The organism is Paenirhodobacter huangdaonensis (genome assembly GCF_004022465.1).
Lineage (GTDB): Bacteria > Pseudomonadota > Alphaproteobacteria > Rhodobacterales > Rhodobacteraceae > Rhodobacter > Rhodobacter huangdaonensis.
Genome location: NZ_SAVA01000004.1, coordinates 31,351 through 50,889, shown reverse-complemented (window position 1 = coordinate 50,889; position 19,539 = coordinate 31,351). Strand labels below are relative to the sequence as shown.

The following is a 19,539-nucleotide window of genomic DNA, read 5'->3' as shown; positions in this document are numbered from 1 at the left end:
CACGGCACGGGCAAAGGGCCCGCATCGGAAACGGCGGGGCCGGTTTGCGGGGGGGCAGAGCCCCGGCCGGGTCAGCCGTGGCGCGCGGCGGCGCGCGGCCCGGCCACCAGCCAGACGAGGAAACCGAGAACCGGCAGCAGGATCACCAGCAGCGCCCAGAGGACCTTGGATCCGGTGCTGCGGTCGGAGCTGACGACGGAGACCAGCGCCCAGAGGTCGAGCGCCAGGATCACCAGCCCCCAAAATCCGTTCAGATGCATCATGTTCGCCGCGGCCATCGCATTTTTCCTCGCTCGCAATCCGTGGCGGGAACGCGCGTCCCGCCGCCGGAGTTCCCGGGGGCGCGGAAAATTTCGCCCGGAACCCGACCCGGCCCCGGGCGTTTTCCCGATCAGCGGCAGGCGCCGCCACCCCGATCCCACTGACAAGGAGACCCCCATGCTTGGCTGGGCACTGACCTTTCTGATCATCGCGCTGATTGCCGCGGCGCTTGGCTTCGGCGGCATCGCCGGCACCGCCGCCGGGATCGCGCAGATCCTGTTCGTGATCTTCCTGATCCTGTTCGTCGTCGCGATGCTGGTGCGGGCGCTGCGTGGCCAGCCGCCGGTCTGAGCCGACGAGACCCGCCGCGGGGGCCCGTCGCGTCAGCTCTCCGTCACGGCCTCGGCCGCGGTGGCAAGTTCGACAATCTCGGTCGTCATCTGCTCCTGGCGGGAGCGCTGGAATTCCTGCCGCAAGTCGCCAGCGATGCGCTTCACCGCGGTCTGCGCGCGCCCCATCGCCTCGGCCCGGGCGGCGTTCTCGGCGGCGAAACCAAGCATCAGCCCCTCGCAGATCTCGGTGAAGACATATTCCTCGATCAGCGCCGCAATCAGACCCTGTGCCGGCAGGTTCAGCATCGGCGTGGGCCGTGCATCGGGCGGAAAGCGGGCGGTGTCGAGGGGAAAGAGGCTGCGGTGCTGCGGCCCGGCGGCGATGTCGTCCGGGTCGGCATGGATCATCCGCACCTCGGCCTCGGGCGCCGCCGCCAGCCGCTCGAACAGCGCGTCGGCCATGCGGATCGCCAGTGGCGGCACCTCGGGGGCATGCGGCGCCATCTCGGCGCTCCAGTCGGGAACAAGGCCGATGTCGGCCAGCGCCCCGAGGGTGCGGCTGCCCACCACCATCAGCCGGTCGCCCGCCTGGGCCGCGGCATGGGCGGCCTCGGCCATGCGCTCGCCATAGCTGCCGGAAAACCCCTGCGCCGCGCCGATGACAAGGGTGATCCCGGTGCCCGGCGCCGCGGGCGCCGCCGTTCCACCAAGCGCCAGCGCGACCGACAGCGCCTCGGCCACGGCGGCCTCCTGCGCGCGGATCGCCTGCAGATGCGCCTTCGCCTCGGTCTGATGTGCCGAGGCCGTCGCCCGCAAGGTCGATACGATCGAACCGATCTGGTGCACATTCACCAGCCGGTCGCGGATCTCTTCGGGCCGGCTCATGTCGCCCCCCCGGTGATCCGCCCGACCGCCGATTTCACGCAGGCGACCAGGACCGCGCGCAGATCGTCGCTGAGCGCCGCCGGGGCCGCGCGGAAGGCGGCAAGTTTCGGTTCCGCCGCAAGCAGCGGCTCGAGCGCCTGTTTCACCGCGGCGATCTGCCCCGGTTCGACCGGGTCGAGGCCCCCGGCGTCCAGCGCCGCAAGCAACGCCACCTGCGCCGGCGTCGACAGCGGCTCGAATCGCGGCTGGGTCAGCAGCGCGCTGATGCGCTCGCCCCGCGCCAGCCGCGCCTTCATCGCCGCATCGCCGAAACCGCCGAAACGCGAGAACATCTTCATCTCGAGATATTGCGCGTAATCGAGCCGGACCCGGCCCGAAACGGCCTTCAGCGCGCCCCATTGCGCCTTGCTGCCGACCCGGCTGACCGACAGCCCGATATCGACCGCCGGGCGCTGGTTGCCGGCAAACAGCGCCGCCGAGGTGACGATCTGCCCGTCGGCGATCGAGATCAGGTTGGTCGGGATATAGGCCGAGAGGTTCCCCGCCTCGATCTCGGCGATCGGCAGCGCGGTGAGCGAGCCCGATCCCTTCGCCTTCGACAGCTTCGCCGACCGTTCAAGAAGCCGCGAATGCAGATAGAAGATGTCGCCCGGATAGGCCTCGCGCCCCGGCGGCTGGCGCGACAGCAGCGCAAGCTCGCGGTGCACCGCGGCATGTTTCGTCAGGTCGTCATAGACGATCAGCGCATGCCCGCCCCGGTCGCGCACCCATTCCGCCATCGTCGTCGCGGCAAAGGGCGCAAGCCAGCGCAGCCCGGGCTCGGCCGTGGCCGGGGCGACCACGAAGATCGTGCGCTCGAAGGCGCCCTTCGCGCGCACCGCCTCGATCACCCGGCGCACCGCGGTGGTGCGCTGTCCGATCGCGACATAGACCGAGATGATGTCGGAACGCTTCTGGTTCACGATGGCATCGACGGCGATCGAGGTCTTGCCGGTCTGCCGCTCGCCGATGATAAGCTCGCGCTGGCCGCGGCCGACGGCGAACAGCGCATCGACGACGAGGATGCCGGTCTCGACCGGCTCGGCGACGAAATCGCGCTCGATGATCTCGGGGGCGGGACGCTCGGTCTCCATCATCGCTTCGGCCACGATCGGGCCGAGCCCGTCGAGCGGCCGGCCGAGCGGATCGACGACGCGGCCCAGAAGGCCCTTGCCCACCGGCACCGACAGAAGCTGGCCCGTGCGGCGCACCACCGAGCCCGCCTCGACCCCGGTCATCGGGTCGAGGAAGGCGGCCTTGACCCGATCGGTGTCGAGCATCTGCACGAAGCCGCGCGCGCCGGAGTCGAAGACCAGGATCTCGCCGAATTGCGCGTCGGGCAGGCCCGCGATATCGGCCAGCCCGTCGGCGATATGGGTGACGGTGCCGATCTCCTCCGCCTCGGGGCCAAGCTCGGCCGCCGCCACCCTTGCCTTCAGCCCGTCGAGGGGAGCGTCGCTCATGCCGCCGCCTCCGCCGTCAGGGCCCGCGCGATCTGATCGAGGTCATGCGCGAGCGAATTGTGCACGAGACCGGTGTCCGAGCGCAGCTCGAGCCCCGCAATCAGGCTCTGATCCAGCTCGAAACCGGCCTTTTCAAGGCCAAGTGCAGCGCGCACTGCCGTCTGCTCGGCAGCACTCAACGGCGCCGGAGCGGCCAGCCGCAGGTTCGCGCCGGCAAGGATCGCCGCACATTGATCATCGGGCAAGGCGGCCAGCGCCTGTGCCAGCCGCGCCGCATAGCCCGCGCCATCGGGCGGCACCGGCTGCGCCGAAACTGCGCGCCGCGCGATCACCTCGGCCAGATCCCGCGCCCGGGCGAGGGTTTCCGCCGCCGCGCCGGTGACCACCGCCTGTGCCTGCTCTGCCGCCTTTTGCGCAAGCGACGCCGCCTCGGTCCGCGCCGCATCGAGGATCGCCTTGCGCTGTGCCTCGGCCTCGTCCTGCGCCGCGGTCAGCACGTCGTGACGCGCCGCCTCGGTCTGGTGCTTGGCCGCCTCGGCGGCGCGTTCGGCCGCCTCCGCATCCAGCTCGGCCGCCTCGGCGCGGCGCAGCGCCTCCTGTGTTTCCGCCTGGCGCTTGGCGATGATGTCGGCCACCGGACGGAACAGGAAGTGCTGCAAGATCGCCAGCAGCACGAGCACGTTCACCAGCTGGAAGCCGAATGTGACCCAGTCGAAGCTCATGTCAGTGAACGAAGGGGTTGGCGAAGAGCAGAAGCAGCGCGATGACGAGGCAATAGATCGCCATCGTCTCGATCATCGCGAGGCCGACGAAAAGCGTGCGCGAGATCGTGCCCGCCGCCTCGGGCTGGCGCGCGATCGCCTCCATCGCGGCGGCGACGGCGCGCCCCTCGCCCAGCGCCGGCCCGATCGCGCCGAAGGACACCGCAAGCGCGGCGCCGAGAATGCTGACGATTTCGACCCAGTTCATGCGTCTTTCTCCTGTTTCGAGGGCGGTTTCTTCTCGCCTTCGCCCTCGACGGCGGAGCCGATGAAGACGAGGGCGAGGATGGCGAAGATATAGGCCTGCACGGCGCCGGTTAGCAGATCGAGCGCCATCAGCGGGATCGGCACCAGCAGGCCGGCAAGCGTCAGCACGATGCCGATGACGAAGACCCCGCTCATCACATTGCCGAACAGGCGCACCATCAGCGAGAAGTTGCGGGTCACCTGCTCGACCAGATTGAGCGGAATCATCACCCAGCTCGGCCGCGCGAAACTGGCAAGATAGCCGCCCAAGCCCTGCGCGCGGATGCCATAGCCGATGGTGGCGACGAAGACGATCAGGGCCAGCGCCGCGTCGGTTTCCAGCCGCGCCGTCGGCGGCTCGACCCCGGGGATCAGCGAGGACCAGTTCGCGGTCAGGATGTAGAGCAGAAGCGTGCCAATCAGTGGCCGGAAACGGGCGGGATCGCCGGCGATGGTGGCGCGGATCTGCGCGTCGATGGTGGCGACGACCAGCTCGACCACCGCCTGCACCTTGCCCGGCCGCAGCGTCAGCCGCCGCGTCATCGCCCAGGAGCCGAAGCCGAGCGCGCCGATCAGCACCCAGGTGGTGACCACCGCCTTGTCGACACCGAGCGGGCCGATCGAGAACAGGATATCGCCGGAAAGCGGTGACTGGATCATGCCGCGGCCTCCATCCGCTTCAGCGCGACGCGGCGCCCGATCAGCACCCCCACCGCCCCGGTGACGAGCGGCGCGGCGCCCGCCCTCGCGCACAGGAAGAGGAAGAGGCCGAGCACCGCAAACCGGCCGACCTGCAGCGCAACGGCGGTCAGGTCACCCGCCAAGAGCCGGTCCGACACCGCGCGCAGCGTGCGGAAATGCAGCCAGCCCGCGCCGGTGCCAAGCCCGAGCGCCGCGAGAGAGAGAAGGATCTGCGTGCTCTGGCTCATTGCTGATGCATCCATCTGAAGGCGAGATAAAGACCAAGCCCCGCGCCCAGCATGGTGAGCGCCGCGCTCACCGTGATGCCGGAGTTCAGCGCCCCGTCGACCCAATGGCCGAGCGCCAGCCCCGCCAGCGTCGGCCCGACGATCACCCAGCCCAGCACGCCGATCTGGCCGAAACGGCGGGCCAGCGGCGGTTCCGGATCCTTCTGGCCGGCCTCGACCCGGCTGCGCGCCTCCTTGACGGCATGGCGCAGTTTCGGATCGGCGGCATCCTCCGTCATCGGAACGCCTCCCCGATCTCGTCGAACTCGGGCTCGGGCCCGCCACCGGGGCCGAGCCGGCGCATCAGGTTGCGGATCGCCGCGGTGTGCAGGCGCAGCTGCTCGCCGCGCGCGCGCCGGGCGGCATCTTCCTGCGCAGCGGCCTGTTCGACCACCAGCGCCTCGAGCCGGTCGAGATCGTCGCCCGCCACCGCCTCGCGGCAGGCCACCCGCACGGCATCGCCCGCAACCCGCATCACCCCGCCGCGCAGCGCGACGTGATGCCAGCCGCCATCCGCCCGCCGCCAGTGCAACACCGAGGGGCGCAGCACGGTGAGCAGATCGGCGTGCCCGGGCATCAGGCCGAAGCCGCCGCTCTCGTCCTCGGCCCGGATCGAGGCGACATCCCCTTCGTCCAGCACCACCGCCAGCGGCGTGGTCACGGTGAGGTGGAGCGCGCTCATGCCGCCTTCCCCTTGGCGCGGCGCGCCTCCTCGCGCGTGCGGGCCTCGTCGAGCGTGCCGATCATGTAAAGCGAGCCCTCGTCCCAGTCGTCGCAGTCGCCGTCGAGGATCGCCTTGCAGCCCTTCACCGTCTCGGCGATCGGCACCGAGCGCCCCTCCATCCCGGTATAGGCGGAGGCGACGAAGAACGGCTGGGTCAGGAAGCGCTGCAGCCGCCGTGCCCGACCGACGAGCAGGCGTTCCTCGCGGCCCAGCTCCTCGACGCCCAGAAGCGCGATGACGTCGCGCAGCTCCTGATAATGCTCGATCACCTCGCGCAGCCGGCCGGCGACGGTGGCATGCTCCACCCCGACCACCCCCGGGTCGAGCAGCACCGAGGTGGTCAGGATCGGGTCGATCGCGGGGTAGATGCCTTCTGAGGCGAGCTGCCGCGACAGCACCACGGTGCTGTCGACATGGGCCGAGATCGCGGCGACGGCGGGGTCGGTGAAATCGTCGGCAGGCACATAGACCGCCTCGATCGCGGTGACCGAGGCCTGGCCGACCGAGGCGATGCGCTCCTGCAGCTCGGCCACCTCGGTCTCGAGCGTCGGCTGATAGCCCACGCGCGACGGCATCCGGCCCAGAAGCCCCGACACTTCCGAGCCCGCCTGAACGAAGCGGAAGACATTGTCCATCAACAGCAGGACGTTCTTCGCCTCGACGTCACGGAAATGCTCGGCGATGCTGAGCGCCGTCAGCGGCACCCGCCAGCGCGCGCCCGGCGGCTCGTTCATCTGGCCATAGACCAGCACGGTCTGATCGAGCACGCCGGAATCGCGCATCTCGTTCAGCATCTCGTGCCCCTCGCGCGACCGCTCGCCGACGCCGGCGAAGACCGAGATCCCGTCATAGCCCGAGACCATGGCGCGGATCAGCTCCATCACCAGCACGGTCTTGCCCACCCCCGCGCCGCCGAACATCGCCGACTTGCCGCCCTGGGCAAGCGGCGCCAGCAGGTCAAGCACCTTGATGCCGGTGGAAAATACCTTCGTCTGCGCCGTCTGCGAGGCCAGCGAGGGCGCGGCGCGGTGAATGGGCGCGCGCGGCGCGTCCGCGGGCAGCGCCGGGCCGTTGTCGCCGGTGGCGCCGAGCACGTTCAGCAGCCGGCCGAGCACCGCCTCGCCCACCGGCACCGAGAGCGGCCCGCCCGGGATCCGCGCCGTGCCCCCCCGCGCCACGCCCTGCGTCGATTGCAGCGCGATCGCCCGCACGTGCTGGGCGTCGAGATGGGCCTGCACCTCGGCCACCACCGTGCCGGCCGGACCGGGGATCTCGAGGATATCGTTGATTGCGGGCAGCTCGCCCTCGACCCGCAGGTCGAGCACCGGGCCGCGCACCGCCGTGACCACCGCATGGCTCATCGCGTGCCCCGCGCCGGCCGGAGATCTCGCAAGAAAGGGGAAATGCCCGCCATCGTCGGTTCCCTTTTGTCGACCCCGCGCCCGACCGCAACCGACCGCGGGAAAATGTGATTCGCTTGATCTTACGATGAAAATCCGCGGATGCACATCACGATGCCGGGGACATCGCATCCCGCGCCCCGGGCAAGGGCACAGCTTCTGGCGCAAGGGCGGCAGATCGTCGACAGGGATCGGGAAAGAAAAAACCACCATCCCGGGAAGGATGGTGGTGCCGGTGAAGGGACTCGAACCCCCGACCCCATCATTACGAATGACGTGCTCTACCAGCTGAGCTACACCGGCACGGTGGGTGGCGCGCACCTAGCATGCCCGCGCGCCGATGTGTAGCCCTAATTTTCGTCTTTCGCGCCAGAAGCCTGCGCCGGATCGGCCTCGGGACTATCGCCCGGTCTCGCCTGCGGTTTGCCGACGATCACCGGCAGCATCTCGGCCCCATGCGGCAACGGCATCTCGGCCTGCGCCGGCTCGCGCCAGCTCAGCGTGTCGAAACCGCCGCAATTGTCGCAGATCGGCGTCCATTCCGCCTGGATGTTCTGGCACTTGTCGCAGCACCATTGCGGCCCGCGCGGCGCGGTCAGCGCCCGCGTCAGCCAGCCGCGCACGACGGCATCCTCGGCCCCCTCGCCCCGCTCGATCGCCGCCATGATGGTCAGCACGCGCGCCGTCGGATGGGTCGTGACCAGATCGCCGAGCGCGCGCCGCGCCGCCGGGAAATCCTCGGCCGCGATCAGAAGTTCGGCGCGCAGAAGCCGCGTTTCCTCGTGATCGGGGCGCAGCGAGAGCAACTTCTCGAAGCGGCGCAGCCGGTCGGCCGGCGTCTCGTCGGGGGCGATCTCGGCATAGGCGGCGGCAAGGTCCGGGTGCGGCTGCGCCTCCCAGGCCTTTTGCAGCACGCGCGCCGCATTCTTCGGGCTGCCGCTTTCGATATAGGCGCGCGCGGCCATCACCGCGGCCGGGATCAGATCGGGCGATTCTTTGTTCGCCGCAATCGCCGCCTCGCGCGCCTCGACGGTCGCGCCGTCTTCCAGCACGCCCTTCGCCTCCTGCAGCGCCATCACCGCGTCGCGACGGCGGTGCACATCCTTCGGCAGCTGGCCCTGCGCGCGCTTCGCGCTCAGCACCTCGCGCGCGCCCTTCCAGTCGCCCTTCTCCGCCTGCAGCTTCAGCAGCGTGTCCTGCACCTCCTCATGGGCGGGCTTCAGCGCATAGGCCTTCTGCGCCAGCTTCAGCGCCGTCCCGGTGTCGCCCTCGGCCAGCTTCTGCCGCATCAGCCCGCGGATGCCGACGAACCGGGTACGCTCGTCCTCGAGCAGCTTCTTGTAGGCGCGCGTCGCCTTCACCCGGTCGCCCGCGACCTCGGCCGCCTGCGCGGCGAGCAGGTTGGTGAGTTCGGGCCGCTGCAGCAGGCGTTGTGCCTTCGTCGCCTTGGCAAGCGCCAGCCGCCCCTCGCCCGAGGCGACGGCCAGCATCCCCTCGGCCAGCGCGCGGTAGCCCTTGCGCTCGCGGTTGCGGTCGAAATAGCGGCTGATCGCGGTCTCGTCGCCGTTCAGGAAGCGCAGGAAGGCAATCAGCAGCCCGACCACCTTCAGCACCAGCCACAGCACCGCCAGCCCCACGACAAGGCCGATCGCCGCCTGCAGCGGGCCGAGGCTGTATTCGGTGCCCATCAGGATCACCCGCACGCCCTCGCCGCTGTCGGACAGATGCGCGGCGCCAAGAGCCACCGCCGCCACCACCACAAGGAAGAGTGCGACTTTCACAAAGGATCTGATCATCGCCCCCTCCTCACTTCACCGACTGCGCAAGCTCGGTCACCGCCTGGGCCGCGTCGAGCCGCTTTTGCGCCTGCGTCAGCCAGCCGGTCATCACCGCCTGCCCCGCCTGCGGCAGTGCCGAAATCTCGGTCATCGCGGTCACCAGATCGCCGGCATCGACCGCGGCCTGGGCCCGCGACAGCACCGCATCGGCATCCTCGCCCGCCCGCGGCGCAAGCGAGCGCGCCCCGGTCTGCGCCATGAAGAAAGCCTTGAAGCGCGCGCCCAGCGTCTGCCCCGGCGCCGCCTTGCGCGACGCGGCAAGCCCCGCCCGCGCGGCCTCGGGGAAGGCCGATTGCAGCGCCGAAAGCGTCGGCACATCGGCCGCCAGAACGGCCGGAACGGTCAGACCGGCGGCCTGCGCATCGGCCAGCGCCGGCGCCATCGGCGCACCGCTTTCGAAGGCCGCGGCAACGCGGGCGACGGCGGCCTGCGCGACGGCACGCTGTGCCGCAGCCTCGGCCCCGGCGCTCAGCTTGCCGGCCTCGTCGCGCACGGCACCGATCTGCGCCTGCGCCGCGGCCACCGCCGCCGCGATCTGCTCGCGTGCCGCCGCCTCGGCCGGACCGCCCGTCGCCATCTCGGCGCGCAAGGTGTCGATCTGCGCCTGGATCCCGCTCAGATCGACCGGCGCACTGCCCCCCGCAACGGCCGCCGCAGGGCGGTTTTCCAGCGCCGTCACCCGCGTCTCGAGCGCGCTCAGCGTCTCCTGCATCGCCCGCGTGGCCGAGCCCGTCTCGTCCAGCGCCGCCTGCACGCCCGACAGGTCCGGCGGCGGCGGGGTGGCCGATTTCAGCGTCTTCAGCTCGGCCGTCAGGGTGTCGAGCTTGGCATTCGAGGCGGCGATCTCGGCCTCGAGCGCGGCGGTGCGGTCGGTCCCCATCGGGATCATCGCGGCGAGCTGCGGCGGCAGGTTCGGCAGCGCCCAGACCGTCGCACCGGCGCCCAGCGCCGCGGCGATCACACCGCCGAGGAACAGCGGCACGAAGCCGCCCCGGCGCGGTGTCGGTGCCACACGCGCAGGCGTGGGCTCGGGCTCGGGCTCGGGCTCGAATTTCGCCGCGCTCGCGGCGGGCGCGACGGGCTCTTCCACCGTCGCCTCGACGACCTCGGCCTCTTCGACAGGTGCCACCGTCTCGGGGGTGTCCTGTGCCACGCTGGCCTCGGCCGTTTCGGATTTCTCGTGTTCGGTATGTGCCACGGCAGCTCCTCCAGTCCCGGCGCGACGATGCGCGGCCAACGTTTGTCAGCGGCAGTCTAGTGGCCCGGTCGGCATGGCTCAACCCGCCTTGTCCGCCCCGGCCGTCTCCGCGCCAAGAAGCCGCGCAAGTGCACTCAGCACGCCCGCGGCGTCCGGGGTCGGCGCAACCTCGATCCGCGCGGCGATCCCGGCACAGCCCTCGGCCGCCGCAGCCGAAATCGGTGCCAGCCACAGCGCCGCCCGCGCCCCCGAAACCGCCTGCGCCAGAAGGCGACCGCTGCGCGGCGAGAACACCGGCACCAGCACCACCGGCGCCCGGGCCAGAAGATCGCGCGCGGCGTCCGACAGGGGCAACGCCTCCTGCGCATAGACCACGGCCTCGACCGTCTCTGTTCCGGCGGAATTCAGCCAGTCGGCCAGCGGCGCGACCACTTCGCGGCCGCGCGCATGCAGCAGGCGCCCGCCGCGGTGCTGCGCCGCGATCAGCGCGGCAAGGCCCCGCGCCTCGCCCGGCCCCTCGATCACCTCGAAGCCCGCCGCCCGCGCCACCTCGGCCGTGCGCGCGCCGACGCAATAGGCGCGCCGACCCGCCGCGGGCCCGGCCGCAATGACCGGCGCCACCGCCTGTTCCGAGGTGAAGATCAGCGCCTCGGCCGCGGGGATCTCGGCGCCGGTCGGCCGGGTCTCGGTCAGGGGCGAGATCAGCACCAGCCAGTCCGCCCCGAAACGGGTGCGGAACTGCGCCGCAAAACGCTCCGATCCCGCACGCGGGCGGGTCAGCAGCAGGGGCGGACAGGGGAAATTGGCCTCGGTCACGGCACGTCCCGGGATTGCAGGGTCTGTGCCCCGGTGTTACCTGCGAAGAAAGCACCGTGCAACCGAGGCGCCATGACCCGCACCCTCACCTTCCTCGGACTTGAGTCGAGCTGCGACGACACCGCCGCCGCCGTGGTGCGGATGGAGGAGACCGGGCCGCGCATCCTTGCCTCGGTGGTCGCCGGGCAAACCGCGCTGCACGCCCCCTATGGCGGCGTCGTGCCCGAGATCGCCGCCCGCGCCCATGCCGAGAAACTCGACCTCTGCGTCGAGGAGGCGCTGGCCGAGGCCGGCGTGACGCTCGCCGATCTCGACGGGGTGGCGGTGACCGCCGGGCCCGGGCTCATTGGCGGGGTGATGTCGGGGGTGATGTGCGCGAAGGGCATCGCCGCGGGCGCGGGCCTGCCGCTTGTCGGTGTGAACCACCTCGCGGGCCATGCGCTGACGCCGCAGCTGACCGAGGGGCTCGCCTTCCCCTATCTGCTGCTGCTCGTCTCGGGCGGGCATTGCCAGTTCCTGATCGCGCACGGGCCCGAAGACTTCACCCGCCTTGGCGGCACGATCGACGATGCCCCGGGCGAGGCCTTCGACAAGACGGCAAAGCTTCTGGGCCTGCCGCAGCCGGGCGGCCCGGCGGTCGAGGCCGAGGCGATGACGGGCGATCCCAAGGCCGTCCACTTCCCGCGCCCATTGCTGGACCGGCCGGGCTGCGACATGTCGTTTTCCGGGCTGAAGACCGCCCTTCTGCGCGCCCGCGATGCCGAGGTGGCCGAACACGGCGGTCTGCGCCGGCAGGCACGGCGCGACCTGTGCGCCGGGTTCCAGGCGGCGGTGACCGACGTGCTGGCGGAAAAATCGCGCCGCGCCCTGCGCGAGTATCTGGCGCATGCCCCCGAACACCCGGCCTTTGCCGTGGCGGGCGGCGTGGCGGCGAATGCGGCCATCCGCGCACGGCTCGAGCAGGTGGCGACCGAAGTCGGCGCGACCTTCGCCGCACCGCCGCTGAAACTCTGCACCGACAATGCGGCGATGATCGCCTATGCCGGGATCGCGCGGTTCGAGGCCGGCGCCCAGGACGGGATGGACCTGTCGGCCCGACCGCGCTGGCCGCTTGACCGTTCCGCCCCGGCGATGCTCGGCTCGGGCAAGAAGGGGGCGAAGGCATGACGGTTGCGGTGCTGGGCGCAGGGGCTTTCGGCACGGCGCTGGCGGTGACGCTGGCGCAGAACGGCCCGGTCACGCTCTGGGCCCGCGATGCCGCCCATGTCGCCGAGATGCAGTCCAGCCGGCGCAACGACCGCCGCCTGCCGATGACCGTTCTGCCCGAAAACGTCTCTGTCACGGCGGAAATCGAGGCTGCGACGCAGGCGCCGGTGCTGCTTCTGGCGATGCCGATGCAGCAGATGGGCGGCTTTCTGACGGCCCATGCCGCGCGCCTTGCCGGCAAGACCCTCGTCGCCTGCTCGAAGGGGATCGACCTGACGACGGGTCGTGGCCCGACCGAGCTGATCGCCGCCGCCTGCCCCGATGCCCGTGCCGCGATCCTGACCGGGCCGAGCTTTGCCGCCGACATCGCCCGCGGCCTGCCCACGGCCCTCACCCTTGCCTGCGCCGAGGACTGCGAGGCGCTGCAGACGCAGCTGTCGACCCCGACGCTGCGGCTTTACCGCAGCACCGACCCGCTCGGCGCGGAACTGGGCGGGGCGCTGAAGAACGTGATCGCCATCGCCGCCGGCGTGGTGATCGGCGCGGGGCTTGGCGATTCCGCCCGCGCCGCGCTGATGACCCGCGGCTTTGCCGAGATGAGCCGGCTGGCGCTGCGCCTTGGGGCCCGGGCCGAGACGCTCGCGGGCCTGTCCGGCTTTGGCGATCTGGTGCTCACCTGCACCTCGGCGCAATCGCGCAACTTCCGCTTTGGCCAGGCGCTCGGTGCCGGCGAGGACTTCGACCCGACCACCACGGTCGAGGGCGTCGCCACCGCGAAAGCCGTCTCTGTTCTGGCCCAAAGGCGCGGTGTCGAGATGCCGATCGCGACCATGGTCGCGGCGCTGAGCGAGCACCGCATCACCGTTTCCGACGCCGCGCAGGCGTTGCTGTCCCGCCCCCTGAAGGAGGAATGAAATGCCCTATGCCGTGATCTGCCGCGACAAGCCCGGCGCCCTGCAGACCCGCCTCGACAACCGCGCCGCCCACCTCGCCTATATCGAGGAAACCGGCATCGTCTTCGTCGCCGGCCCCTTCCTCGAAGCGGGCCAGATGGTCGGCTCGCTGGTGATCCTGAACGCCGACAGCCTGGCCGCGGCGCAGGACTGGGCGGCGAACGACCCCTATGCGAAGGCCGGCCTGTTCGACAGCGTCACCGTCACCGAATGGAAGAAGGTCGTCGGCTGATGGCGTATTGGCTGTTCAAGTCCGAGCCGAACAAGTTCTCCTGGGAGATGCTGGTGGCGAAGGGCGCAGCCGGCGAGGAATGGGACGGGGTGCGCAACTACCTTGCCCGCAACAACATGCGGGAGATGAAGGTCGGCGATCGCGGCTTCTTCTACCATTCCAACATCGGCAAGGAGATCGTCGGCATCGCCGAGGTCTGCGCCGAGGCGCATCACGACAGCACCACCGAGGACCCGCGGTGGGACTGTGTCGACATCCGCGCGGTGACGCCGCTTGCCCGGCCGGTGACGCTGGCCGAGGTGAAGGCCGATCCGCGACTGACCGAGATGTCGCTCGTCACCTCGATGCGGCTCTCGGTGCAGCCGGTGACCGCGGAGGAATGGCGGATCGTCTGCGCCCTTGGCGGCGTCGAGCCCTGAGCGCGGCCGCGAAGTGAAGGCCGGGGCTGCCGGCCCTTCCTTCACCCCGCTCTTGCCCGCGAAAGACCCGGGCCGGAGGTCTGCTCCTGCCGGCCCGGTCCGGACCACCGGCCCTGTCAGCCGATTGCCTTCCGGGTATGCCAGCGGGCGATTCGCCTCAACGGCGTAACAGTTCCAATTTGACTCAATCTTGCCGCGCCAGCCCCGGACAGCGCGCTTCCGGTTGCCGTTTCAAAGCCCGCCCCTAACTTGCGTTTCATGCGTCAGATCGTTCTCGTCTCCCATGGTTCCCCCTCCGACCCGGCCCCGCTCGATGCCGGGCTGAAGGCGATTGCCGCGCGGGTGCAGGCGCTGTGCCCGGAGCACCAGATCCGGGCCGCGACGCTCGCGCTGCCCGGCGCGCTCGAGGCGGCGCTGAGCGGGTTCGACGCGCCCGAGATCTATCCGTTCTTCATGGCCGAGGGCTGGTTCACCCGGCGCGAGCTGCCGCGCCGGCTGGCGCGCGCCGGGGTGACGGCACGGACCCTGCCGCCCTTCGGCACCGAACCGGAGCTGCCCGACCTGATTGCGAAAACCGTCACGGACGCGGCAAAATCCGCCGGAATCGAGCCTGAACGCGCGGATCTGATCCTGGTCGCGCACGGCTCGCAGGTGGCGCAGCGCTCGAAAGACACGGCCGAGGCGATGGCCTGCCGGCTGCGCCCGCTCACCCGCTTCTGGCGCATCCGCACCGCCTTCATCGAAGAGGCGCCCTTCCTTGCCGATGTCGCCGCCGAAAGCCTGTCGGGCCTGTGCCTGCCGTTCTTCGCCCAGCGTGCGGGCCATGTGGCGGAGGATATTCCCGCGGCTCTGGCGGCCGCCGGCTTCACCGGCCCGCGTCTTCCCGCGATCGGCGAACACCCCGAGGCGGCAGCCCTGATCGCCCGCTCGCTGATGCGATGAGCCTTGCCTGACGGGCTTTGTCACGCAACTGTCATATATGTTTTGCATAAGCGTCACGGGCAGATCCTAGGAGAAGCCCGAGGCCGCGACCGGCCCCGCAAGTGAACTCAGGAGCGTTCCATGAAGTCCGTGAAACTCACCGTCTCGGCCGTGGCCATCGTGGCTGCCTCGGCCTCGGGTGCCCTCGCCCGTGACCAGATCCAGTCGGCCGGTTCCTCGACCGTGCTGCCCTACGCGACCATCGTTGCCGAAGCCTTCGGCGAGAACTTCAGCTTCCCGACCCCGGTCGTGGAATCGGGTGGTTCGGGCGCCGGCCGCAAGAAGCTGTGCGAAGGCGTGGGCGAAAACACCATCGACATCGCCAACTCGTCGAGCCGCATCAAGCAGTCGGACATCGACACCTGCAAGGCGAACGGCGTCAACGAGATCATGGAAGTCCGCTTCGGCTATGACGGCATCGTCTTCGCCAGCGACATCAACGGTGCGGAATTCGCCTTCACCCCGGCCGACATCTACGGCGCGATCGGTGCGAACGTGGCGAAGGACGGCAAGGTCGTCGCCAACACCGCGAAGACCTGGGCCGACGTCAAGGCCGACTTCCCGGCGCAGGACATCCTGATGTTCATCCCGGGCACCAAGCACGGCACCCGCGAAGTCTTCGACACCAAGGTGATCGAGGCCGGCTGCAAGGCCAGCGGCGCCTATGACCTGTTCCTCGCCGCCGCCGAAGGCGACGACAAGGCGAAGGAAAAGGCCGCTGTCGCCCAGTGCAACACGCTGCGCACCGACGGCGTGTCGGTCGACATCGACGGCGACTACACCGAGACCCTGTCGCGCATCGACGCGAACAAGAACGCCATCGGCGTCTTCGGCCTGTCGTTCTACCAGAACAACACCGACAAGCTGCGCGTCGCCACGATGGACGGCGTGATGCCCTCGGTCGACAGCATCGCCAAGGGCGAATACCCGGTCTCGCGTCCGCTCTACTTCTACGTGAAGAAGGCGCATATCGGCGTGGTCCCGGGCCTGCAGGAATACATCGACTTCTTCGTCTCGGACGACATGGCCGGCCCGAACGGCCCGCTGGCGGCCTATGGTCTGGTTCCCGATCCGGAACTGGCCAAGACCCAGGAGATGGTGAAGAACGACGTGGCGATGGGGCCGCTGAACTGATCCTCGCAAGGAACTCCGGTGGCGCCTTCGGGCGCCACCTTTCCCTTCTCAGTTGGATTTTCCCATGAGCATCGGCCTTCTTTCCCTGATCGTGATCGCCCTTGCCGCCGCCGGCTACGTCATCGGCAGGCAGCTGGCGCTGTCGAAGGCCGGGGGTGACATCCGGCGCCTGCATTCCCTTCCCGGCTATTATGGCCAGACCGTCTTCCTTTTCACGGCCGTTCCCGCGCTTGTGCTGATGCTGCTGTGGCTGCTGGTGCAGCCGCTGCTGATCGAGACCCGCGTGACCTCGATGATCCCCGCGGCTGACATCCCCGACGGCAGCTCGGCCAATCTGGTGATGACCGACGTGCGCCGCATCGCCGAGGGCATCGACCTGATCCTCGCCCAGGGCAAGCTCGGCGAAGCCGAGATCACCGCGATGCGCGCCGATCTCGCCGACGTGCGCAGCCGCCTGGCCGAAGTCGGCGTCGCCGTCGGCAGCAACGTCCGCCCCGGCGTGTTCGAGGCCGCCAAGGCCTATCGCGACCTGTCGCACAGCGGCCATCTGGCGATGGCCATCGCGGTGCTGGCGCTCGCGCTCGCGGGCTTTGGCTATGCGCTCGCCCGGATCCGCCCCGAGTTCCGCGCCCGCAACGTCTCCGAAGGCTTCGTGCGCGTGCTGCTGATCGCCGCCTCGCTCGTCGCGATCCTGACCACCGTCGGCATCGTGCTGTCGCTGGTGTTCGAGACGATCCACTTCTTCCGGCTCTATCCGGCCAGCAAGTTCTTCCTCTCCACCACCTGGAACCCGAAATTCGGCGGTGGCTCCGACCTCGGCATCTGGCCGCTGATCTGGGGCACGCTCTACATCTCGGTGATCGCGCTCGTCGTCGCGGTGCCGGTCGGCATCTTCGCCGCGATCTTCCTGGCCGAATACGCCAGCAAGCGGGTGCGCGCGATGACGAAGCCGCTGCTCGAGGTGCTCGCCGGCATCCCGACCATCGTCTACGGTCTCTTCGCCCTGATCACCGTGGGCCCGGTGCTGCGCGACTGGTTCGCCCAGCCGCTCGGCCTTGGCACCTCCTCGAGCTCGGTGATGACCGCCGGCCTCGTCATGGGCATCATGCTGATCCCCTTCGTCTCGTCGCTCTCCGACGACATCATCAATGCCGTGCCGCAGGCGCTGCGGGACGGTTCCTACGGGCTTGGCGCGACGCAGTCGGAGACGGTGAAGCAGGTGATCCTGCCCGCCGCGCTTCCCGGCATCGTCGGCGCGATCCTGCTCGCCGCCTCGCGCGCGATCGGCGAGACGATGATCGTGGTGCTCGGCGCCGGCGCCGCGGCGAAAATGTCGCTCAACCCGTTCGAGGCGATGACCACCGTCACCGTGAAGATCGTCAGCCAGCTGACCGGCGACACCGAATTCGCCAGCCCCGAGACCCTCGTCTCCTTCGCGCTCGGCCTGACGCTGTTCGTCTTCACGCTCGGGCTCAACATCCTGGCGCTCGTCATCGTGCGCAAATACCGGGAGCAATACGAATGACCGCCGAGGCCACGAATACCCCCGCGAAGACCCGCTCTTCGCTTTACACCATCGACCCCCGCACGAAGCGCCGCAATGCCTCCGAAAAGCGCTTTCGCCTTTACGGCATCGCCGCTGTCGGCTTCGGCCTGCTCGCGCTCGTCGTGCTGCTGAGCTCGGTGCTCGGCTCGGGTCTTGGCGCCTTCCGGCAGAGCGTTCTGACGATGCAGGTGCCGCTCGATGCCGCCGTGCTCGACAAGGAAGGCAACCGCGACCCCGCCGCGATCGCCAAGGTGACGACGATCGCCTATGGCAAACTGCTGCAGGACGCGCTGACCGCCGAGCTGTCCGAAAAGGCCCTGCTCCCCGCCGGGATGAAGGCGAAGGACGTCGGCGGCCTGATCTCGAAGGAAGCCCCCGCCCAGCTGCGCAATCTGGTGCTGGCAAACCCCGATCTGATCGGCACCACCGTCAGCTTCGACGCGCTGGCGAACGGCCGCATCGACGGCTTCTTCAAGGGCCGCGTGACGATGGCGAGCGCCAAGCTCGACAGCAACATCTCGCCGGAGCAGCTGCAGGTCGCCCAGGCGATGCGCGACGCCGGGCTGATCGCGCTGAAGTTCAACCCGGGCTTCATCTTCAGCCCCGATGCCTCGGAACTGCGCCCGGAGGCCGCCGGCCTTGGCGTTGCGATCCTCGGCTCGCTCTACATGATGCTGATCGTGCTGGTGCTGTCGCTGCCGATCGGCGTCGCCGCCTCGATCTACCTCGAGGAATTCGCGCCGAAGAACCGCTTCACCGATCTGATCGAGGTGAACATCGCCAACCTCGCCGCCGTGCCCTCGATCGTCTTCGGCATTCTCGGCCTCGCCGCCTTCATCAACTTCGGCGGGCTGCCGCAGTCCTCCTCGGTGGTCGGTGGCCTCGTGCTGACGCTGATGACGCTGCCGCGGATCATCATCCCGGCCCGCGCGGCGCTGAAATCGGTGCCGCCCTCGATCAAGGACGCCGCGCTCGGCGTCGGCGCCTCGAAGACGCAGACGATCTTCCACCACGTGCTGCCGCTCGCCATGCCGGGCATCCTGACCGGCGCGATCATCGGTCTGGCGCAGGCGCTCGGCGAGACCGCGCCGCTCTTGCTGATCGGCATGGTGGCCTTCGTGCGCGACTATCCCGCGGCCCCGCCCGAGGGCTTCTTCGACCCTGCCTCGGCCATTCCGGTGCAGATCTACAGCTGGACGCAGCGGGCCGATCCCGCCTTTACCGAGCGTGCCTCGGGGGCGATCATCGTGCTGCTCGTCTTCCTTCTCGTGATGAACTCGCTCGCGGTCGTTCTGCGCCGCAAGTTCGAGCGGCGCTGGTGAGGAGTGACCACCATGAACGACATGCGACTGACGGAGAGAGCCGTGGAGACCAAGGACATCAAGATCGCCGCACATGACGTGCAGGTCTATTATGGCGCCTCGCACGCGATCAAGGATGTGCACATCGACATCCTCGACAAGACGGTGACCGCCTTCATCGGCCCGTCGGGCTGCGGCAAGTCGACCTTCCTGCGCTGCCTGAACCGGATGAACGACACCATCGACATCTGCCGGGTCGAGGGCGAGATCCTGCTCGACGGCGAGGACATCTATGACAAGAAGGTCGACCCGGTGCAGCTGCGTGCCCGGGTGGGGATGGTGTTCCAGAAACCGAACCCCTTCCCGAAATCCATCTATGACAACGTCGCCTACGGCCCGAAGATCCATGGCCTCGTCAAGAACAAGGCCGAGCTCGACGAAGTCGTCGAAGGCTCGCTGCGCAAGGCGGCGCTGTGGAACGAGGTCAAGGACCGTCTCGACGCGCCGGGCACCGGCCTCTCGGGTGGTCAGCAACAGCGCCTGTGCATCGCCCGCGCCGTCGCCACCTCGCCCGAGGTGCTCTTGATGGACGAGCCCTGCTCGGCCCTCGACCCGATCGCCACGGCGCAGGTCGAGGAGCTGATCGACGAGCTGCGCGAGAACTTCTCGGTGGTGATCGTCACCCACTCGATGCAGCAGGCCGCCCGCGTCAGCCAGCGCACCGCCTTCTTCCACCTCGGCAATCTCGTCGAATACGGCGAGACCGGGCAGATCTTCACCAACCCGAAGGATCCCCGCACCGAGAGCTACATCACCGGCCGGATCGGCTGACGGAG

23 protein-coding genes and 1 tRNA gene are annotated in these 19,539 nt (G+C 69.7%); 10 read left to right on the top strand and 14 right to left on the bottom strand.

Annotated elements, in window-relative coordinates:
- Nucleotides 1-71: 71 nt before the first annotated feature.
- Entirely contained in the window at nt 72-278 is a 207-nt protein-coding gene (locus tag EOW66_RS07815) for a PLD nuclease N-terminal domain-containing protein (protein WP_239017534.1), read from the bottom strand.
- Nucleotides 279-438: 160 nt separating this feature from the next.
- On the opposite strand from EOW66_RS07815, the gene EOW66_RS07810 reads away from it, so the two are divergent.
- On the top strand, nt 439-612 hold the full coding sequence (locus EOW66_RS07810) for a DUF1328 domain-containing protein (protein ID WP_128155865.1): 174 nt from the start codon (nt 439-441) through the stop codon (nt 610-612).
- Between the two features lie 32 nt (nt 613-644).
- On the opposite strand, the gene EOW66_RS07805 is transcribed toward EOW66_RS07810, so the two are convergent.
- The 13 genes from EOW66_RS07805 to EOW66_RS07745 form a co-directional block, all read right to left on the bottom strand.
- A complete protein-coding gene (locus EOW66_RS07805; protein ID WP_128155864.1) occupies nt 645-1,478 on the bottom strand; it encodes a F0F1 ATP synthase subunit gamma in 834 nt (277 codons plus the stop codon).
- A complete protein-coding gene (locus EOW66_RS07800; protein ID WP_128155863.1) occupies nt 1,475-2,980 on the bottom strand; it encodes a F0F1 ATP synthase subunit alpha in 1,506 nt (501 codons plus the stop codon). Before EOW66_RS07800 ends, EOW66_RS07805 begins: the two co-directional genes overlap by 4 nt.
- Nucleotides 2,977-3,702, bottom strand: coding sequence for a F0F1 ATP synthase subunit B family protein (locus tag EOW66_RS07795; RefSeq protein ID WP_128155862.1), 726 nt, complete (start codon nt 3,700-3,702; stop codon nt 2,977-2,979). Before EOW66_RS07795 ends, EOW66_RS07800 begins: the two co-directional genes overlap by 4 nt.
- Nucleotide 3,703: 1 nt before the next feature.
- On the bottom strand, nt 3,704-3,949 hold the full coding sequence (locus EOW66_RS07790; protein ID WP_113898359.1) for a F0F1 ATP synthase subunit C: 246 nt from the start codon (nt 3,947-3,949) through the stop codon (nt 3,704-3,706).
- Nucleotides 3,946-4,647: a F0F1 ATP synthase subunit A gene (locus EOW66_RS07785; protein ID WP_128155861.1), complete on the bottom strand. Its 702-nt coding sequence runs from the start codon at nt 4,645-4,647 to the stop codon at nt 3,946-3,948. The genes EOW66_RS07790 and EOW66_RS07785 overlap by 4 nt, the downstream gene beginning before the upstream one ends.
- Entirely contained in the window at nt 4,644-4,916 is a 273-nt protein-coding gene (locus tag EOW66_RS07780) for an N-ATPase subunit AtpR (RefSeq protein ID WP_128155860.1), read from the bottom strand. Before EOW66_RS07780 ends, EOW66_RS07785 begins: the two co-directional genes overlap by 4 nt.
- A complete protein-coding gene (locus EOW66_RS07775; RefSeq protein ID WP_128155859.1) occupies nt 4,913-5,194 on the bottom strand; it encodes an AtpZ/AtpI family protein in 282 nt (93 codons plus the stop codon). The genes EOW66_RS07780 and EOW66_RS07775 overlap by 4 nt, the downstream gene beginning before the upstream one ends.
- The gene (locus EOW66_RS07770) at nt 5,191-5,637 is read right to left on the bottom strand and encodes a F0F1 ATP synthase subunit epsilon (RefSeq protein WP_128155858.1); all 447 of its coding nucleotides are present in this window, start codon (nt 5,635-5,637) and stop codon (nt 5,191-5,193) included. Before EOW66_RS07770 ends, EOW66_RS07775 begins: the two co-directional genes overlap by 4 nt.
- Nucleotides 5,634-7,040, bottom strand: coding sequence for a F0F1 ATP synthase subunit beta (gene atpD / locus EOW66_RS07765; protein WP_164881065.1), 1,407 nt, complete (start codon nt 7,038-7,040; stop codon nt 5,634-5,636). The genes EOW66_RS07770 and atpD overlap by 4 nt, the downstream gene beginning before the upstream one ends.
- A gap of 266 nt (nt 7,041-7,306) precedes the next feature.
- Nucleotides 7,307-7,382: transfer RNA gene (locus EOW66_RS07760), tRNA-Thr, on the bottom strand.
- Between the two features lie 47 nt (nt 7,383-7,429).
- Nucleotides 7,430-8,875 (bottom strand): heme biosynthesis protein HemY, encoded by a 1,446-nt coding sequence (locus EOW66_RS07755; protein WP_128155856.1) that lies wholly within the window; start codon nt 8,873-8,875, stop codon nt 7,430-7,432.
- Between the two features lie 10 nt (nt 8,876-8,885).
- A complete protein-coding gene (locus EOW66_RS07750) occupies nt 8,886-10,115 on the bottom strand; it encodes a COG4223 family protein (protein ID WP_128155855.1) in 1,230 nt (409 codons plus the stop codon).
- Between the two features lie 78 nt (nt 10,116-10,193).
- A complete protein-coding gene (locus tag EOW66_RS07745) occupies nt 10,194-10,931 on the bottom strand; it encodes a uroporphyrinogen-III synthase (protein WP_128155854.1) in 738 nt (245 codons plus the stop codon).
- A 72-nt stretch (nt 10,932-11,003) separates the two neighbouring features.
- Between EOW66_RS07745 and tsaD the strand changes: the two genes are divergently transcribed.
- The 9 genes from tsaD (at nt 11,004) to pstB (ending at nt 19,534) form a co-directional block, all read left to right on the top strand.
- The gene (tsaD, locus tag EOW66_RS07740) at nt 11,004-12,098 is read left to right on the top strand and encodes a tRNA (adenosine(37)-N6)-threonylcarbamoyltransferase complex transferase subunit TsaD (RefSeq protein WP_128155853.1); all 1,095 of its coding nucleotides are present in this window, start codon (nt 11,004-11,006) and stop codon (nt 12,096-12,098) included.
- On the top strand, nt 12,095-13,051 hold the full coding sequence (locus EOW66_RS07735; RefSeq protein ID WP_128155852.1) for an NAD(P)H-dependent glycerol-3-phosphate dehydrogenase: 957 nt from the start codon (nt 12,095-12,097) through the stop codon (nt 13,049-13,051). Before tsaD ends, EOW66_RS07735 begins: the two co-directional genes overlap by 4 nt.
- 1 nt (nt 13,052) lies before the next feature.
- Nucleotides 13,053-13,322, top strand: a complete 270-nt coding sequence (locus tag EOW66_RS07730; RefSeq protein WP_128155851.1) for a YciI family protein — start codon at nt 13,053-13,055, stop codon at nt 13,320-13,322.
- Nucleotides 13,322-13,741, top strand: a complete 420-nt coding sequence (locus EOW66_RS07725; RefSeq protein ID WP_128155850.1) for an EVE domain-containing protein — start codon at nt 13,322-13,324, stop codon at nt 13,739-13,741. Before EOW66_RS07730 ends, EOW66_RS07725 begins: the two co-directional genes overlap by 1 nt.
- A gap of 258 nt (nt 13,742-13,999) precedes the next feature.
- Nucleotides 14,000-14,683 (top strand): CbiX/SirB N-terminal domain-containing protein, encoded by a 684-nt coding sequence (locus tag EOW66_RS07720; protein ID WP_128155849.1) that lies wholly within the window; start codon nt 14,000-14,002, stop codon nt 14,681-14,683.
- A 120-nt stretch (nt 14,684-14,803) separates the two neighbouring features.
- Nucleotides 14,804-15,856 (top strand): PstS family phosphate ABC transporter substrate-binding protein, encoded by a 1,053-nt coding sequence (locus tag EOW66_RS07715; protein WP_128155848.1) that lies wholly within the window; start codon nt 14,804-14,806, stop codon nt 15,854-15,856.
- A gap of 64 nt (nt 15,857-15,920) precedes the next feature.
- On the top strand, nt 15,921-17,381 hold the full coding sequence (pstC, locus tag EOW66_RS07710) for a phosphate ABC transporter permease subunit PstC (RefSeq protein ID WP_128155847.1): 1,461 nt from the start codon (nt 15,921-15,923) through the stop codon (nt 17,379-17,381).
- Nucleotides 17,378-18,724, top strand: coding sequence for a phosphate ABC transporter permease PstA (gene pstA / locus EOW66_RS07705; RefSeq protein WP_128155846.1), 1,347 nt, complete (start codon nt 17,378-17,380; stop codon nt 18,722-18,724). Before pstC ends, pstA begins: the two co-directional genes overlap by 4 nt.
- Nucleotides 18,725-18,736: 12 nt before the next feature.
- Nucleotides 18,737-19,534 (top strand): phosphate ABC transporter ATP-binding protein PstB, encoded by a 798-nt coding sequence (gene pstB, locus EOW66_RS07700; RefSeq protein ID WP_128155845.1) that lies wholly within the window; start codon nt 18,737-18,739, stop codon nt 19,532-19,534.
- Nucleotides 19,535-19,539: the final 5 nt, after the last annotated feature.

Coding starts and splice junctions, on each gene's coding strand:
- EOW66_RS07805 (WP_128155864.1), bottom strand. CDS start 1,478: ATGAGCCGGCCCGAAGAGATCCGCGACCGGCTGGTGAATGTGCACCAG.
- EOW66_RS07720 (WP_128155849.1), top strand. CDS start 14,000: ATGCGTCAGATCGTTCTCGTCTCCCATGGTTCCCCCTCCGACCCGGCC.
- atpD (WP_164881065.1), bottom strand. CDS start 7,040: ATGAGCCATGCGGTGGTCACGGCGGTGCGCGGCCCGGTGCTCGACCTG.
- EOW66_RS07770 (WP_128155858.1), bottom strand. CDS start 5,637: ATGAGCGCGCTCCACCTCACCGTGACCACGCCGCTGGCGGTGGTGCTG.
- tsaD (WP_128155853.1), top strand. CDS start 11,004: ATGACCCGCACCCTCACCTTCCTCGGACTTGAGTCGAGCTGCGACGAC.
- pstC (WP_128155847.1), top strand. CDS start 15,921: ATGAGCATCGGCCTTCTTTCCCTGATCGTGATCGCCCTTGCCGCCGCC.
- EOW66_RS07715 (WP_128155848.1), top strand. CDS start 14,804: ATGAAGTCCGTGAAACTCACCGTCTCGGCCGTGGCCATCGTGGCTGCC.
- pstA (WP_128155846.1), top strand. CDS start 17,378: ATGACCGCCGAGGCCACGAATACCCCCGCGAAGACCCGCTCTTCGCTT.
- EOW66_RS07725 (WP_128155850.1), top strand. CDS start 13,322: ATGGCGTATTGGCTGTTCAAGTCCGAGCCGAACAAGTTCTCCTGGGAG.
- EOW66_RS07785 (WP_128155861.1), bottom strand. CDS start 4,647: ATGATCCAGTCACCGCTTTCCGGCGATATCCTGTTCTCGATCGGCCCG.
- EOW66_RS07730 (WP_128155851.1), top strand. CDS start 13,053: ATGCCCTATGCCGTGATCTGCCGCGACAAGCCCGGCGCCCTGCAGACC.
- EOW66_RS07775 (WP_128155859.1), bottom strand. CDS start 5,194: ATGACGGAGGATGCCGCCGATCCGAAACTGCGCCATGCCGTCAAGGAG.
- EOW66_RS07815 (WP_239017534.1), bottom strand. CDS start 278: ATGGCCGCGGCGAACATGATGCATCTGAACGGATTTTGGGGGCTGGTG.
- EOW66_RS07800 (WP_128155863.1), bottom strand. CDS start 2,980: ATGAGCGACGCTCCCCTCGACGGGCTGAAGGCAAGGGTGGCGGCGGCC.
- EOW66_RS07795 (WP_128155862.1), bottom strand. CDS start 3,702: ATGAGCTTCGACTGGGTCACATTCGGCTTCCAGCTGGTGAACGTGCTC.
- EOW66_RS07810 (WP_128155865.1), top strand. CDS start 439: ATGCTTGGCTGGGCACTGACCTTTCTGATCATCGCGCTGATTGCCGCG.
- pstB (WP_128155845.1), top strand. CDS start 18,737: ATGAACGACATGCGACTGACGGAGAGAGCCGTGGAGACCAAGGACATC.
- EOW66_RS07735 (WP_128155852.1), top strand. CDS start 12,095: ATGACGGTTGCGGTGCTGGGCGCAGGGGCTTTCGGCACGGCGCTGGCG.
- EOW66_RS07755 (WP_128155856.1), bottom strand. CDS start 8,875: ATGATCAGATCCTTTGTGAAAGTCGCACTCTTCCTTGTGGTGGTGGCG.
- EOW66_RS07780 (WP_128155860.1), bottom strand. CDS start 4,916: ATGAGCCAGAGCACGCAGATCCTTCTCTCTCTCGCGGCGCTCGGGCTT.
- EOW66_RS07790 (WP_113898359.1), bottom strand. CDS start 3,949: ATGAACTGGGTCGAAATCGTCAGCATTCTCGGCGCCGCGCTTGCGGTG.